The organism is Microbulbifer maximicatervae (SeqCode), assembly GCF_052467955.1.
Window position 1 is genome coordinate 754,985 of sequence record NZ_CP174329.1, and the last position, 13,733, is coordinate 768,717.

14 protein-coding genes, 1 other RNA gene and 1 pseudogene are annotated in these 13,733 nt (G+C 52.4%); 8 read left to right on the top strand and 8 right to left on the bottom strand.

Annotated elements, in window-relative coordinates:
* Positions 1-243: 243 nt before the first annotated feature.
* Positions 244-1,488: an OmpA family protein gene (locus tag ACJJI5_RS03270; protein WP_445355504.1), complete on the top strand. Its 1,245-nt coding sequence runs from the start codon at positions 244-246 to the stop codon at positions 1,486-1,488.
* A 93-nt stretch (positions 1,489-1,581) separates the two neighbouring features.
* On the opposite strand, the gene ACJJI5_RS03275 is transcribed toward ACJJI5_RS03270, so the two are convergent.
* Complete coding sequence (locus tag ACJJI5_RS03275) at positions 1,582-2,616, bottom strand: AraC family transcriptional regulator (protein WP_282930930.1); 1,035 nt, start codon at positions 2,614-2,616, stop codon at positions 1,582-1,584.
* 364 nt (positions 2,617-2,980) lie between these two features.
* Here ACJJI5_RS03275 and ACJJI5_RS03280 point away from each other — a divergent pair, with 364 nt between their 5' ends.
* Positions 2,981-3,313: a helix-turn-helix domain-containing protein gene (locus ACJJI5_RS03280; protein WP_413663608.1), complete on the top strand. Its 333-nt coding sequence runs from the start codon at positions 2,981-2,983 to the stop codon at positions 3,311-3,313.
* Between the two features lie 25 nt (positions 3,314-3,338).
* On the opposite strand, the gene ACJJI5_RS03285 is transcribed toward ACJJI5_RS03280, so the two are convergent.
* The 3 genes from ACJJI5_RS03285 to rpiA all read right to left on the bottom strand — a co-directional run bounded on the left by ACJJI5_RS03285 (position 3,339) and on the right by rpiA (position 5,345).
* On the bottom strand, positions 3,339-3,716 hold the full coding sequence (locus tag ACJJI5_RS03285; protein ID WP_282930932.1) for a DUF4168 domain-containing protein: 378 nt from the start codon (positions 3,714-3,716) through the stop codon (positions 3,339-3,341).
* 313 nt (positions 3,717-4,029) lie between these two features.
* Positions 4,030-4,656, bottom strand: coding sequence for a transglycosylase SLT domain-containing protein (locus ACJJI5_RS03290; protein ID WP_282930933.1), 627 nt, complete (start codon positions 4,654-4,656; stop codon positions 4,030-4,032).
* 17 nt (positions 4,657-4,673) lie between these two features.
* On the bottom strand, positions 4,674-5,345 hold the full coding sequence (rpiA, locus tag ACJJI5_RS03295) for a ribose-5-phosphate isomerase RpiA (protein WP_282930934.1): 672 nt from the start codon (positions 5,343-5,345) through the stop codon (positions 4,674-4,676).
* 207 nt (positions 5,346-5,552) lie between these two features.
* On the opposite strand from rpiA, the pseudogene ilvA reads away from it, so the two are divergent.
* Together ilvA and ACJJI5_RS03305 are read left to right on the top strand one after the other, a co-directional pair.
* Positions 5,553-7,070 (top strand): annotated as a pseudogene (ilvA, locus tag ACJJI5_RS03300) (threonine ammonia-lyase, biosynthetic); the annotation flags it as partial.
* 244 nt (positions 7,071-7,314) lie between these two features.
* On the top strand, positions 7,315-7,452 hold the full coding sequence (locus tag ACJJI5_RS03305) for a hypothetical protein (RefSeq protein WP_192879435.1): 138 nt from the start codon (positions 7,315-7,317) through the stop codon (positions 7,450-7,452).
* Positions 7,453-7,545: 93 nt separating this feature from the next.
* Here the strand turns inward: ACJJI5_RS03305 and ACJJI5_RS03310 are convergent, their stop codons facing one another.
* The 4 genes from ACJJI5_RS03310 to ACJJI5_RS03325 all read right to left on the bottom strand — a co-directional run bounded on the left by ACJJI5_RS03310 (position 7,546) and on the right by ACJJI5_RS03325 (position 8,951).
* Positions 7,546-8,124 (bottom strand): 5-formyltetrahydrofolate cyclo-ligase, encoded by a 579-nt coding sequence (locus tag ACJJI5_RS03310; protein WP_444915310.1) that lies wholly within the window; start codon positions 8,122-8,124, stop codon positions 7,546-7,548.
* 28 nt (positions 8,125-8,152) lie between these two features.
* Positions 8,153-8,333, bottom strand: a non-coding RNA gene (gene ssrS, locus ACJJI5_RS03315) — 6S RNA.
* A gap of 85 nt (positions 8,334-8,418) precedes the next feature.
* Entirely contained in the window at positions 8,419-8,748 is a 330-nt protein-coding gene (locus tag ACJJI5_RS03320) for a cell division protein ZapA (RefSeq protein ID WP_413663605.1), read from the bottom strand.
* Positions 8,748-8,951 carry a TIGR02449 family protein gene (locus tag ACJJI5_RS03325; RefSeq protein ID WP_108734784.1) on the bottom strand — a complete coding sequence of 68 codons (204 nt, stop codon included), beginning with the start codon at positions 8,949-8,951 and terminating at the stop codon, positions 8,748-8,750. Before ACJJI5_RS03325 ends, ACJJI5_RS03320 begins: the two co-directional genes overlap by 1 nt.
* Positions 8,952-9,159: 208 nt before the next feature.
* On the opposite strand from ACJJI5_RS03325, the gene ACJJI5_RS03330 reads away from it, so the two are divergent.
* From ACJJI5_RS03330 to ACJJI5_RS03345, 4 genes are all read left to right on the top strand, one after another.
* Positions 9,160-9,714: a UPF0149 family protein gene (locus tag ACJJI5_RS03330; RefSeq protein ID WP_413663604.1), complete on the top strand. Its 555-nt coding sequence runs from the start codon at positions 9,160-9,162 to the stop codon at positions 9,712-9,714.
* The gene (locus ACJJI5_RS03335; protein WP_445355505.1) at positions 9,714-11,066 is read left to right on the top strand and encodes an aminopeptidase P N-terminal domain-containing protein; all 1,353 of its coding nucleotides are present in this window, start codon (positions 9,714-9,716) and stop codon (positions 11,064-11,066) included. Before ACJJI5_RS03330 ends, ACJJI5_RS03335 begins: the two co-directional genes overlap by 1 nt.
* Positions 11,067-11,130: 64 nt before the next feature.
* Positions 11,131-12,369: an FAD-dependent monooxygenase gene (locus tag ACJJI5_RS03340; protein WP_445355506.1), complete on the top strand. Its 1,239-nt coding sequence runs from the start codon at positions 11,131-11,133 to the stop codon at positions 12,367-12,369.
* A 50-nt stretch (positions 12,370-12,419) separates the two neighbouring features.
* Positions 12,420-13,658 carry a UbiH/UbiF/VisC/COQ6 family ubiquinone biosynthesis hydroxylase gene (locus ACJJI5_RS03345; RefSeq protein WP_445355507.1) on the top strand — a complete coding sequence of 413 codons (1,239 nt, stop codon included), beginning with the start codon at positions 12,420-12,422 and terminating at the stop codon, positions 13,656-13,658.
* Positions 13,659-13,733 lie beyond the last annotated feature (75 nt).

Genomic DNA, 13,733 nt, shown 5'->3' on the forward strand with positions numbered 1-13,733 from the left:
TTCCAAATTAACCTAACCATGTGGAGGTACTGCCGTACACTCAAGTAAGGCGCCTAAATCTATTGAAATTTTGGCACGGTAAATTGGCACTTAAATTATCTTTGCGACTGGAGGAATTCCATGTCAGGCAGGGTTATGGGTGATTCAGGGCAGCTGAGAAAAATTTGAATGGGTAACACACGGGTGACCCCGGACAAATAAATGTACTTTGACGGTCCCTGAGGTGGTGAGCGAGGTTTGGCTATGGCGGATAATGTTTTGGATATGGCTACCGGCCAATTGGGCTCCGGGGGTATTGATGCGCTGACAAAGGCTTTGAATTTGCCGGCAGGGCAAGGTGAAGCTGCACTCTGTTCAGGCGTTGCTTACATACTGGCTGGTATGTTGAACAGGGCCAGTAGTAAAACAGGAATGGGTTATTTATTTAATTTAATTTCTGAAAGTGAAGCGCTGGATTTGTCTAAATTCGCCACCGCTATCTCCTCACCAGAAAAGTTGAAGTCAATTACAGATATCGGTGAGAAAATGCTGGAAAAAATTTTCAGCAGTCGTAAAAAAGAGGTCCTGGAAGTTGCAGCGAATAATCTGGGTAAAGAGGGCGGAGATCTATTGAGTGTATCCGCACCGATAGTTACTTCGTTGATGCAAAGCCAGGCCAAAGCTCAAAAAATGGATGTTTCCGACTTGGCTTCATTCCTGATTGGGCAGCGGGAGCATTTACAGGGGTATATACCGGATAACCTTCTTCAAGCAATCGACGTTCCAGATTTTGGAAAGTTGGGAGACGCTCTGGTTACCCATGGCCACGCCAAACCCCAGGAGCCTCGGGCTACAGCAATTCAAGGGCCCGAAGAAAAACGTAAACCGGTTAGTTTCAGTAGCTGGTTTTTTCCTTTGCTGTTGGTACTTGTGGTTCTCTACGCATTGAATATGTGTATGTTGAAAGGGAAAAAGGAAAATTCAGTAAGCAATCCTTCCATGACCTCCCAGGAAGCGAGCTTTATGGAGTCCGCTTCACAGCCGGTAGGGGATTCCCCCCTTGAAAAAGCGGAAGAGGAAGCGCAGCTGGGTCCCGATAACTTTTCCAGTAATTTGCGTGATTATCTCAAGAGCTTTTCAGACAATCCCGACCGGGAATTCCCCATGCGGGTGAACTTTGAAAAGGGAACCGCAAAAATCACTAACCCTGCAGCTGAGGATATCGATGCTCTGGCAAAAATCATGCAAGACAACCCCAACTTAACCATTGCGATTGAAGGGCATGTTAAAGGTGAGGGCAATGAAATTGCAGAGCAGGAAATTTCCCAAGAACGCGCGGATGTAGTGAAAGAACTTCTATTGAAGAAGGGGATAGCGGCAAATCGTATCACTGCAACAGGAATGGGCTCGGCTAAGCTTGTCCCGGAAGACATGTCAGAGAAGAGGGACCAAAAAGCCCTTAATGTTGAGCGAGTTAGTATCCGGGTAGTGACAAACTCTCAGGAGTAGCCGGGATACGGGAATCCCTTTGAAGGATATTTTCCAAGGTAGATTTCATTTATAAAAAATCCCGGTCTTTTGACCGGGATTTTTAGTGTCGCCTTAACTACGGAATTTATCCCTGTAAGCTCCGGGGGCTAGCCCCGTCCACTTTTTAAATGCGCGATTAAAAGCGCTGGGTTCGGAAAAGCCCAGGCGCTCGGCAATTTCAGCTACAGCAGTTTCCTGCTGCTTCAACTGGTAAACCGCCATATCCCGCCGAACAGAGTCTTTAATATCCTGCCAGCTGTTGCCCTCCTCTTTGAGGCGGCGGCGCAGCGTCTGTGGAGATGTGTATAAACGTGCGGCGACATCATCCAGTGACAGATTTTCGATACTGTTTTGCTGTTGCAGCATACGGCGAATACGACCGGTGAAACTGTGGTCGGATTTGTATTGGGTCAACAGGCACTCGGGGGCGCGGGACAGAAAGTCTGCCAGCTGTTGCTCATCGCGTACCAGGGGCATTTGCAAATAGCGAGTGTTAAATACCAGGCAGGTTTCACCTTGGTTAAAGTAGTGCCTGCAAGGGAACATATCGCTGTAGTCTTCGTTGTAGTCGGGCGGGGGAAACGCCAGAAGAACGCGCTCTAATAAAATGGTACGGTCGATCAGCCAGCTAAAAAAGCGCAACCAGATTACCGCGATAGATTCGACGAAAATTTGGTTGGGCAATTTTTTTTCATTGGTGTGGTGAATGATCAGTCGAGCTTCTTCACCGTCCTCGACCAGCTTGATGTGCAAGTCGTCACTCACCATGCTGATAAAGCGGCTAGAGCGAAGCAGAGCTCGGCGCAGGTTGGGACAGGTGATACAAGCGTGCCCCATCATGGCAAAAGTGCCCGGCAGCCAAGGGCGCGCCAGGAATCCTCCTGACTCATCGTTCAGAAAATCCCACTCAAGGCGTAACAAGTTGGCCATCTGCTCCCGGCCAACGCGGCTATCGGGATCATCTAGCTGGGCGGGGGCGATTCCGCTATCGATGAGTAGTTGTTGGCAATCCAGTCCGGTCGCTTGTGCACCAACCAGATGGGCCTTTACCGCAGCGGCGGGAATACCTAGCCCCGCTTCGCGGAGTTTGGGGTTTTCATTGTCCACTCTTTCAGCCTCACAATTATTTTCTGTCTGCTGCTGTATTACGGTATGGATTATGCGCAAACAGAGAGAGAAAGTCAGGCTTCTGCTTAATTTATATGCAACTGCCTGTGCTTTTATTAGTGGTGACAGTTTCGAACTTGATGGGCTTATGGAATAAAAGTTGTCTATTTCTGTCTTTTAATGTGTATTTTTTGCGTTAACGACTGAAAATCCCAGTTTTGCTCTCAACAATTTTCTATGCTTGTTCCTCTGTGGACTGACAGTTCTTTTAAAGTTTGATAGCGATAGTGAATCACTATTTCCTCGACCTGTAAGTCATATTCGTCAACAATAGGAAAAATTCCGTTAGTGAAGGACTGGTCAAATGTCACCGACGTCTGTTGCAAGTCTGTTAAACCCGACCATCTGCCGGCGAATGTTGATTGCTTACCTGATCGAGCATATTCCGCGTCCCAATAATCCTACTTTGGAGGAGGCAACTGGATGGCCTCGCCGTACGGTGCAGGACATTATTGCGAAAGGATTGCCGGGGCATGGCACAGTTGTAGAGTTCATTCAGGAGGGCGTGCGCCACAATGACGGCTACTACCTGCTGCGTGATTGGGGGTCTTTTGACAAGAATTGGGTGAAAACCAATTTGCCGATTATTTGCCAGGTGTTAGATGTAAAGCTGGATTTGAGTGACGCAATGAGCTGATCAGAGCGCCACTCACAAAGTTGGATTACTGCTGTGGCGCATGGCTTTGCTGAAGAATTTTGTTCACTTTCTCCAGTAGGGCGGGATTCGATTTAATGCTGTTGGCAATTTCCTGGTATTTGGTTTTGGAAAGGCCGGCTTTTTCAATTGCGGCGATCATTTTTCCCTGTGCTTCTTTGTTGATCGCTTCCGCTTCCTTGATATCGGCAGCCGCTTTCAGTTTGGGAGCGTATTCTCGACTCAGCATCACGATAGAGCGATAGGCGTTGGCAAATTGCTTGAGCTGCGGTTCGCTAAACGAAGCTTTGGGGGCGGTTGTTTGGCTGGTAGCAGGTTGTGCGAAGGTCATCGGCACGCTGAGTGATATTGCCAATACAGCCAGGTATTTCAAAAAGAGCTTCATCGGGCACTCCAAAAAGTATAAGGACGCTTTTGCTTCTCAGAGGGAGCACCCAGCGTCACGTTGGGGCTGTAAATTTATGCTTGTGGCGGAGCTTTAGTGACCTGTACCAAGTCTAAAGCGGGTAGCTATTAGTCTTCAGCGTAGTCAGTTTCTGGCGCCTTGTAGCGCCTTTTTCCGCCAGCAAGGAGAATTTTTCCTGGAGTGGTTGTGAGGTCATAAAATTTAGCGAGCGGCTGTCGCCGCTCATAATGCAGGAAAACTGCACCGGATTTAAACCGAGGTGGGCCTTGCGACTAACGGTCGTTGTGATCAGCTAGAAAATCCAGAGAAATTTCTTGCGTTTTTTCAGCGACTGTTCGCAGCTATTGAGTTGTTGCTGATATTTTTGCGCCCTGGCAGATACCTTGTGGGATACATTCTTTAGCCAGGCTTTATTCTGGAAAGTGCGCCGATTAAAACCACCGTGCCCCTCGTGGTAGGCGAGGTAAAGGCTGTAGGTGTCATTGGCGCGTATCTGGCACTGGCGTGCACTGGTGTTGTTATACCAGCCGATAAAATCGATGGCGTCGCCAAAATCATCCCGATCGGCACCGTAGTTAAAGGAAGACCTTTGGTAGTGGCGCCAAGTGGTCCCCAGAGCCTGGGGATAACCGTAGGCATCGGAAGGCCTCGGGCCGGGGATAAAGCCCAGGATCTTGGTGCGCGGGGGCTTGGCATCATGCACAAAACGGGATTCCTGGTGCATGATTGCCATCATCACTGCAATTGGAGAGCCCCATTTTTCCTCCGCGTCTTTTGCTTCGCCGTACCACTTCTTTTTTTCCTGGAAAATAGAGCAGACGTTGTCGAGGTTACTTGGAGGTGCGGTTGCACAGCCGCTGCTCAGTGCAACAGCACTGAGCAAAACCAGCAGTCCGCATTTTTTATTTTTTTTGTGCATAACTATTTACGACATGTTTAAACGGTAATGGTCTTCACTCCGGCACTGGTGCCAAGCAGTAAAATATCGGCGGAGCGCTTGGCAAAGATACCGTTGGTCACCACACCGGTAATGTTATTGATGGTTTCTTCAAGGACAGTGGGGTGTTCGATACGCAGATTGTATACATCGAGAATGGCATTGCCATTATCTGTGATCACACCTTGACGATAAACCGGATCACCGCCCAGTTTAACCAGCTCCCGGGCAACCAGCGAGCGTGCCATGGGGATAACTTCAACCGGTAGGGGAAACTCTCCCAGGACTTTTACCCACTTGCTCTCATCGGCAATGCAGATAAATTCTTCAGAGCAGGCCGCCACGATTTTTTCTCTAGTCAATGCAGCACCACCACCTTTGATCATTTCAAGGGCCGGATTCACTTCATCGGCACCATCCACATAGAACTGGATGCTGTCGACGGCATTAAGCTCATAAACGGGAATGCCGTGGGATTTGAGTCGCTGTGCGGAGGCTTCAGAACTGGCCACAGTACCGTCAAAGGTACCTTTGATCTCCGCCAGGTAATCGATAAAGAAGTTAGCTGTGGAACCGGTACCTACGCCGACAATGGAATTGTCCTCCAGGCGCGGGGCGATATAGTCGATAGCAGCGCGAGCTGTCGCCTGTTTCAATTCATCCTGGGTCATACTCTGGATAGTTTCCTTTGCAATTATTTCGCCTTAATTTGTATCTGACGATAAAAAAAAGCGCGTCTGGTTGTTTTTTGTGGCAAATGTGCCTCTCAAGGCTTAGACTGTCATGCCGGTGCTGCGCTTCACACAGGGCCTTTGTAACCCTGCTATTAGTCTACGCTGAGTCGCGCACAGTAATTAACCGCTACGGCCGTCAAACACGTCATGCCCAAGTCCTATATCAAGCGCATTTTAGACGCACGTATTTACGATGTCGCTACCGAGACGCCATTGGAGCAAATGCGCCAACTCTCCCATCGGTTTAACAACCGGATTCTGTTGAAGCGCGAAGATCTGCAGCCGGTGTTTTCCTTCAAGATTCGAGGGGCATACAACAAGCTCCTGCAGTTGCCCGCCGAGGAGCGGGCCCGGGGAGTGATTGCTGCATCGGCGGGTAACCATGCCCAGGGGCTTGCCCTGAGCGCTGCCCAAATGGGAGTGCGCGCCACTATAGTGATGCCCAAAACCACCCCGCAAATTAAGGTGAGTGCTGTGCGCATGCGCGGTGCCGAAGTCGTGCTACATGGGGATACTTTTGATGAAGCGGCGGCGAGGGCTCGCGAGCTGGTTGAAGAGCGGGGGCTGGTATTTATCCACCCCTACGATGACCCCGATGTAATCGCCGGCCAGGGCACCGTGGCTATGGAGATGCTGCGACAGCACTCGGGTAACCTGGACGCGGTGTTTATTCCGGTCGGAGGGGGTGGTTTAGCTGCGGGTATGGCCGCCTATATCAAATATGTACGTCCGGAAACCAAAGTCTACGGTGTAGAGCCGCAGGATGCTGCCTGTCTGGAGGCCGCGCTGAAAGCCGGCGAGCGCGCTCGGCTAGCGGAGGTGGGCTTGTTTGCCGATGGTGTTGCCGTTGCACAAATCGGTGAGGAGACCTTCCGGGTTCTGCGCGAAACCGTGGATGGGGTTATCACTGTTAGTACCGATGAAATCTGTGCGGCCATTAAGGATATATTCGAGGATACACGCTCTATCGCTGAGCCGGCCGGGGCCGTCGGTTTGGCGGGGCTGAAGAAATATCTGGAGCAAAACGACAATCGCAATGGCACCTTCGCCACAGTGTGCAGTGGAGCCAATATTAATTTTGATCGCCTGCGCTACATTAGTGAGCGCACTGAGATCGGTGAAAAGCGCGAGGCGGTCCTCGCAGTAAAAATTGCTGAGCAACCGGGAAGTTACCTGCAGTTCTGCCGGGATTTAGGGGACCGCTCAATTACTGAGTTTAACTATCGTTTTGCCAGTGATAACGAAGCGCATATCTTTGTGGGTTTGCAGGTGGTATCTGAGGAAGACCGCAGCCAATTGGTCAGTCAGCTTGAGTCCAAAGATTATCAGGTTACCGATCTTACCGATAACGAAATGGCGAAACTGCATATTCGCCATTTAGTGGGAGGTAGAGTGCCGGGCTTGCCCGACGAAGTTATTTACCGCTTTGAATTTCCCGAGCGCCCGGGGGCCTTGCGCAAGTTCCTCGAGCATCTCGCCGGGCGTTGGAATATAACGCTGTTTCACTATCGCAATCACGGGGCAGCTTATGGGCGTGTTCTTGTGGGATTGCAGGTGGAGCCGGCAGCGAGGGACGAACTACAGACACTATTACACCAGCTTCAATTTCGTTTTTGGGATGAAACACAGAATCCGGCTTATCGGTTATTTTTGGGCGCTTAAACCATCGCTTCCCGATACCTGAGAAAGACGTCTCATTTATCGAAACGTGTATAGACTGCAAATCCTGTTTTGTCGAACTTGCTTGTCTAATTTTGAGACAAAAAACTCATAAAATATCCAATAAACGGTTACTATTACGCCGCTTCTTGAGTATTGTCTATTCGCGTGGAACTTTTGCTGTGGCTCTGGTCATAAGCGGGGCGAAACGCATATAAAAACAAAATTATCGTACAGGATGGTCCCAATGAAAGCCGATGCGCTGACAATCGCTGTGGTTGTCTTTGTCGCGGGCGTTCTGTTGAGTACCAGTGGTTTATCTGAGGTATTTTCTTCCGAAGCTGAACCGCCGGCTGCTCTGCAACAGGGAGTGGTTACCCGTTAGGCTGATGCCGGGGGGGCGCTCTGCCCACGAGCAAACACAAAAAAAGCCGGACACTGAGGTGTCCGGCTTTTTTTGTGCTCCACTACCCACTTTTTAGCGGCAGCGGTAAATCCTTTGCTCTGTAACCACCATATCCAGTGGAATATCCCAATTGTCTGTGGGCAGGTTATCCACACATTGTAGATGGTGCGCCGCGCCGATAAGTTGTGGTCCAGTGCCTGGTAATAACTGTTTGCGCTCAAAAGTCCGATCGTAGAAACCGGCCCCCATACCCAAGCGCGCTCCGCTGGGGTCGAAGGCGACCAGAGGAACCAAAACAAGATCCAGGAGCTTGGGAGCGCGGTAAGTTGTGCGCACAGGCTCCGGAATGCGATAGCGATTGCGAAAAGCCAAGGGTTCGCCTTGCCAACGCCTGAACCGGAGGTGGGGGTGTGGTTCTGCCGGCAGCTGTGGCAAATAAAAATGTTTTTGTGGAAAACGTTGCAGCAGATAGCGGACATCGAGCTCGCCATCAGTCGGCCAATAGATACCGACATGCACTGCTCGATTCATTTGTGGGATACGGCTCAGGAGAGTGATGGCTGCACGGCCATGCAAACGCTGTTGATAGGCGCTGAGTTCCCGTCGCCCCGCGCGCATACGGCGGCGCAGTTGCGTTTTGGTTTCAGTCATTGTGGGAAGAGAAGAGCGTGAAGAAATAGGGTACCCCGAGTGTGCGGCTGTAGACGGAGCCTTGAACCGTAAGGTTCAAGGTGGTGGGATCCGGAGTACATAAGGCTTTCCGCTACAAGGCGGACTTGCTCACCAGCACCCGCTGGAAACCACCGGGGTAAGATTATCGGCTCAAGGACATAGTCTGCTGGCCAACACCCCAGGGTATGAACCAATTATAACTTGTAGAGCGGGGGGCTGTTAACCAGAAATTTAAATGAAGTGACCGGTAGCAGAAAGTGGCTTCTTGTCACCTTACTCCTGAAGTTTTTCTTCCGAGTCTATTTCGCCCAATGCACTTTGCACCTTATCAGTAAGTCGCTCCAACATTTCCTCTTGCAGGGGGATGGAGCTGAGCTCAGCTTTCGCCTGGATAAGCTCGTGGGCAATATTAAGCGCTGCCATTACGGCGATACGCTCTAAGCCGATGACAGTACCTGTTGCGCGGATGCGGGACATGCGTTCGTGTAGCAGGTGTGCCGAAGCCTGTAGTCCGGCACGCTCGCTTTCCGCGCAGGCGACACGGTACTCTTTATCGAGAATAGAAACAGTTACAGTTTCGGAGGGTGATGCGGTTTCAGACATCAGGTATCTTGCGTTAGCCCCTTAAGACGGTTAATCATAGCTTCTACCCGCGAGCGGGCGGCCTCGTTATTTTTTATCAGGCGCTGGCGTTCACGCAGCCAGTCGGCTTCCTGCCGGCGTAATTCACGATTGTCATCCGCCAATTGTTGACAGCGGGCAATGAGTGAATCCACGGTGCTTTCTAGCGCTTGCAGCTTATCCATATTTCCTGCATTTGAGGTCGACGTCTGAGTTCGCAACACGACAGACTGCGAGGGATTCCGCTACTATATTGCCGGCGTATTGGTGGGTCAATCGCTGCACCTGCGCGGACAATCACAAAATTGTCTCTTAATGCCTCAAATTCCCGGTTTGGCACCAGTGTGACGGCCGGATTGAAAAGCCTAATTTACAAAAAGCTGTACGGTAACCATGACTTCTGAAGCTAGCCGATTTGAACTCCTCGCCAACGCCATTCTCTCAGCTGGGGGGCAGGCAGACCCCAGTGAATTGCACGGTTTTATCTGTGGCATTTTGGCGGCGGGCGAGCGACCGGACAAACAGCGTTGGCAGAATGAGCTGGCCGGATTGCTCGATGTGGAGGCGGTGCCGGCAGATCTCAATCGGGATTTTTTCCAGCTGACTGAGGAAAGCCACAAGCAGCTCGACGGCTCTAACTTCGATTTTCAGTTGGTGCTGTGCGATGACGAAGATGTTGTCTCCCGCGCTCTGGCGCTGGGTCATTGGTGCGATGGATTCCTGCACGGCTTTGGTGTCGGCGGGGCCCGGGAAAAATTGATGCCCACCAGTGACGAAGCTTTAAAAGATATTAGTGCCATCGCCCAATTGGATGCCGAACATGTTGAAGAGGGTGAGGAGACTGAGCTGCAACTGGTGGAACTGCAGGAATACGTGCGCGTAGCCGTACTCAATATATTTACTGAGGTAAAGGGTAAGGACTCCAATAGCGAGCCCACCATTCACTGATGTCTAAGACCCCGAAAACCACAGCGGGAATCAGTCGATCTGAGTACGCCCGCCGACGCAACCGCCTGATGGCAGATTTGCCCGCAGGTAGTTTGGCAATCGTGTCATCTGCTGGGGAGCAACTGCGTTCCCGGGATACTTATTTTCCGTTTCGCCAGGACAGTGATTTTTTGTATCTCACTGGGTTTGATGAACCGGAAGCGCTGCTGGTTTTGGTACCGGGACGAACACAGGGAGAAACCCTGCTGTTCTGTCGCGAGCGCGATGCGGAAAAAGAAAAGTGGGATGGCCCGCGCCTGGGGCCGGAGCGCGCGATGCAGCAGTGCGGCTTGAACGATGCATTTCCCATAGGTGATCTCGATGATATTTTGCCGGGGCTGCTAGAAGGGCGCGAGCTGCTCTATTTCCCCATGGGCCGCTACGCCCATTTGGATAAGCGAATCCGCAATTACCTGGAGCGGATTACCGCAGCGCCGGATACCGGGGGTGCACCGGAAATGGTCGACCTCGATTACCAGTTGCGGGAAATGCGACTGATTAAATCGGCCCAGGAAATTCGCTTAATGGAGCAGGCGGCCAAAATCAGTGCCGAGGCACACAGCCGGGCTATGACCCGATGCCAGCCGGGCCTTTACGAATACCAGCTGGAGGCTGCCCTCCTGCATACCTTTGTCGACTCCGGAGCCCGGGAAACAGCCTATCCCACTATCGTTGGGGGTGGTGGCAATGCGTTGGTGATGCACTATTGCAGTAATAATGCCCAGTTGCGCGATGGGGACTTGGTGCTGGTGGATGCGGGCTGTGAGTACCGTGGTTATGTGGCCGATATTACTCGCACCTATCCTGTTAATGGTTCATTTAGCGGACCGCAGCGCGCACTTTATGAGATCGTTTTGGCGGCACAGCAAGCGGCGATTGAACAGGTTTCAGTGGGCAATCACTGGGATCATCCCCACGCTGCCAGTGTTGAGATAATCACTCAGGGGTTGGTCGATTTAGGACTGTTGCGAGGCGACACCCAGGGGTTGATAGAGTCTGGCGCTTATCGGCAGTTTTATATGCACCGAGTTGGCCATTGGCTGGGCATGGATGTGCACGATGTGGGTGATTATCGCATTCATGGAGCCTGGCGCCAGCTGGAAGCCGGAATGGTAATGACGGTCGAACCCGGAATTTATGTCCCGGAGGACGATGAGAGTATTCCCGTAGAATTTCGCGGGATCGGGATTCGAATTGAAGATGATGTCGCACTTACCAATAGAGGGCCTCAGATCCTCTCAGCAGCGGCTCCAAAAGCGATTGAAGATATTGAATACACCATGCTTCACGGGCGGGACTTACTGACCCGTTAGAAGTGATTGTTGGATTGTTCGGCCAATAATATTTCAATGCCGAATAATCAAAGGGGGAATTGGGATGGGTGAGTCGGCGCGTAAAGTAGATGTGGCCATTGTCGGTGGCGGTATGGCGGGAGCCAGCCTGGCATTGATGTTGTCACATTTTTGTCCTCAACTCAGTGTGGCGCTCCTGGAGCAGAAAGCACTGCCGGATGCCGCTGCCAGTATTCAGTTGCCGAGTTTCGACACGCGAGCCACGGCCATTGCCGCAGGCAGCTTGCAGTTGTTTGCGGAGCTTGGACTCTGGCCTGCTCTGCAAGCCTATAGCGCTCCGATTGATCGTATTCATGTGAGTGATCGGGGGCATGCATTTGGCGCCGCCCTCTCGACCCGGGAGGGACAGGGAGTCAACTTTGAGGGCATTCTGGGCGCAGTAATAGAAAATGCAGCGCTGGGCCCGATTCTCCACAGCGCACTGACTAGCACTTCCACCCAATTATTAGCGCCGGCGCAGGTTACTGACATTACCATGACCTCTGCGGGCGCAAACCTGTTGTGGCGATCCGAGGATAATTCCCCCGATCAGGCACTGTCCTGCGGATTGGTGGTCGTTGCCGATGGGGTGAACTCTCCCCTTTGCCGCCAGCTGGGAATAGAAATCAGCTCGGTTAAGTACCCTCAGAGAGCGCTGGTCGCTACGGTCGCTCTGCAACAGCCTCACCAAGGTGTGGCTTACGAGCGCTTCACCCGAATGGGGCCCATGGCACTTTTACCGCTGCCAGATAGAGAAGGGCAGCACCGCGCGGCACTTGTGTGGGCTTGCGAGGAAGCAGAAGCTGAGCGTGTCGGTGTAATGCCTGAGGCTGAACGCCTGAAAAAACTGCAGCAGGTATTTGGCTGGCGTGCCGGACGTTTTATTAAGGTTGGAGCCGTTCAGGGGTATCCACTGAGTTTATCGATCGCCCAGGAACAGTGGCGCCGGAATGTGGTGTTGATGGGCAATTGCGCCCACTTTCTGCACCCAGTAGCAGGGCAGGGTTTTAACCTGACTCTGCGGGACTGTTATGGATTGGCGCAAGCCCTGTCGACAGTGACGTCGGATACATTGCCAGGGCGGCTCGATTTCCTGCAGAAATACGGAGAAATGCGCCAGCTGGACCAGCAATTGACGATTGGATTCAGTGACCGTATTCCCACATTGTTTTCCTCTTCCGGTTGGCTGCAACAGGGAATTCGTCAGTTGGGAATGCTCGGCCTTACAATGGTCCCGCCGCTGCGCCGGGAATTTGTCAGTCAAGCGGCGGGGTTTGGGCTTTAAAAGGTGCAGGGTCGGGGACGGCTGCTGCCACTTCAGCGGAATTGGCTTTTATGAACAGACATCGTTTGGATTTTGCCATTGTGGGTGCGGGCATGGTGGGCATGGCCCAGGCAGCGCTGCTGGCAGTTCGGCACCCGGGCATGCGTCTGGCCTTGCTGGAGGCATCCCCGGAAACAACGCCGCAATTGTCACCGCAGTATGAACCTCGCGTGGTGGCCCTGACACAGGCCTCCCGCGAGCTGCTCGAAGAGGTGGGAGCCTGGGATGATATTGCCAGCCGCCGCGCCTGCCCCTATGTGGAAATGCGGGTTTGGGATGCAGATGGAACCGGCTCAGTAAGCTTTAACAGCCGCGATGTGCAGCTGCCGAATCTCGGTCATATCGTCGAGAATAATGTCATTGTCGCCGCGTTAAGAGCACGGCTGGAAACCCTACCCAACGTGGAGTTAGTCAATGGTTTTCGCCTGGAGAGCTGGTGGCGCGACTGCGGACTCTGGCATTTACAGCCTCGCGGTGAAGATCGCTTAAATGAAGAGGATGGCCTCCGTGAGCAACCAGAGGTAGTGCGCACCCGCCTGTTAATCGGTGCCGATGGCGCCCGCTCTAAAGTGCGAGACTTACTGCATATCCGCTCCCAGGATACCGATTACCATCAAACTGCGTTGGTGTGTGTCGCGCGCAGTGAGAAATCTCACCGTCACACCGCTTGGCAGCGTTTTTTACAAACGGGCCCACTGGCATTTTTACCTCTCGCGGGATTGGGAGATGACAATCACTGCGCTGTGGTTTGGTCTGCGGATGAAGCGCTGGCGCAAGAGCTATTGATGCTGGATGACCAGGCCTTTGCCCTGAACCTGGAAAAAGCCTTTGAGAGCCGTTTGGGCAAAGTGGAATCCGTCAGTGAGCGCTTTTCCTTCCCCTTGCGCGCGCGCCATGCGGAACGCTATCGCGGCCCTGGCGCTGTATTGGTGGGAGACGCCGCCCACAGTATCCACCCCCTCGCGGGCCAGGGTGTAAATCTTGGGCTGCAGGATGTACGGGTGCTGGCAGATGAAATTGACCGCGCTATGGCACGCGGCCTGGAGCCCTCTCACTCTTCAGTGTTGGCCCGCTACGAACGCCGCCGTCGCGGCGACAACGCCGCCACTATGAAAGCGATGAGCGCCTTTAAGTCTTTGTTCGGTGCTGGCGATGTGCACTGGCGCTGGCTGCGTAACACTGGGTTGAGCATGGTAGATGCAAGCCCCATGTTAAAGAAGCGGATTATTATGCGGGCTATGGCGGTTTAAATTTGCTATTCCCGCAAAAATGGATCGGGAGAAAGTGCTCAGTGGGGGTGTCAGAGAAGTTGCTGGTGTTTACCT

Bases quoted from the DNA above. Each gene is read 5' to 3' on its own strand.
- ACJJI5_RS03270 (WP_445355504.1), top strand. From the start codon at position 244: ATGGCGGATAATGTTTTGGATATGGCTACCGGCCAATTGGGCTCCGGG.
- ACJJI5_RS03280 (WP_413663608.1), top strand. From the start codon at position 2,981: ATGTCACCGACGTCTGTTGCAAGTCTGTTAAACCCGACCATCTGCCGG.
- ACJJI5_RS03285 (WP_282930932.1), bottom strand. From the start codon at position 3,716: ATGAAGCTCTTTTTGAAATACCTGGCTGTATTGGCAATATCACTCAGC.
- ACJJI5_RS03290 (WP_282930933.1), bottom strand. From the start codon at position 4,656: ATGCACAAAAAAAATAAAAAATGCGGACTGCTGGTTTTGCTCAGTGCT.
- rpiA (WP_282930934.1), bottom strand. From the start codon at position 5,345: ATGACCCAGGATGAATTGAAACAGGCGACAGCTCGCGCTGCTATCGAC.
- ACJJI5_RS03305 (WP_192879435.1), top strand. From the start codon at position 7,315: ATGAAAGCCGATGCGCTGACAATCGCTGTGGTTGTCTTTGTCGCGGGC.
- ACJJI5_RS03310 (WP_444915310.1), bottom strand. From the start codon at position 8,124: ATGACTGAAACCAAAACGCAACTGCGCCGCCGTATGCGCGCGGGGCGA.
- ACJJI5_RS03320 (WP_413663605.1), bottom strand. From the start codon at position 8,748: ATGTCTGAAACCGCATCACCCTCCGAAACTGTAACTGTTTCTATTCTC.
- ACJJI5_RS03325 (WP_108734784.1), bottom strand. From the start codon at position 8,951: ATGGATAAGCTGCAAGCGCTAGAAAGCACCGTGGATTCACTCATTGCC.
- ACJJI5_RS03330 (WP_413663604.1), top strand. From the start codon at position 9,160: ATGACTTCTGAAGCTAGCCGATTTGAACTCCTCGCCAACGCCATTCTC.
- ACJJI5_RS03335 (WP_445355505.1), top strand. From the start codon at position 9,714: ATGTCTAAGACCCCGAAAACCACAGCGGGAATCAGTCGATCTGAGTAC.
- ACJJI5_RS03340 (WP_445355506.1), top strand. From the start codon at position 11,131: ATGGGTGAGTCGGCGCGTAAAGTAGATGTGGCCATTGTCGGTGGCGGT.
- ACJJI5_RS03345 (WP_445355507.1), top strand. From the start codon at position 12,420: ATGAACAGACATCGTTTGGATTTTGCCATTGTGGGTGCGGGCATGGTG.